The sequence below is a fragment of the Tamlana crocina genome (assembly GCF_012037625.1).
The window spans coordinates 1-318 of sequence record NZ_JAAVJS010000695.1 but is presented as its reverse complement, the minus strand read 5'-3'; the positions used below and the strand labels follow the sequence as shown (position 1 = coordinate 318).

Annotated in this window: 1 pseudogene; it reads right to left on the bottom strand. The window is 39.9% G+C overall.

The window, feature by feature from the left end:
- Positions 1 to 58 precede the first annotated feature (58 nt).
- Positions 59 to 318 (bottom strand): annotated as a pseudogene (locus tag HC176_RS18595) (ATPase); the annotation flags it as partial.

Below are 318 nucleotides of genomic sequence, written 5' to 3'. Positions count from 1 at the left end.
ATGGGTAACCGGTAACCGGCAACCGTCTTATAAGACAATTTTCAAGAAAAGTTTCCAGTTAAGCAAGTAAAAAGCTACGCAGGTCCTGGATTTCTATTCCCTCTACTGTGTTACCGGAAAAAGCTTCCAGTGTCACTACCTTCTTTGGGTAGTTATCCCGAATATTCTTAAGATTTCCAAATTCCCTTTCCAGGGTTTCGGGATTGTTAATGCTAAGCGCTACTTGCACGTATAACTTTTCCCCTTCTTTTTCTGCTATAAAATCTATTTCTTTATCCCCCAATATTCCTACCTGCACCTTATAACCTCTAAACAGCA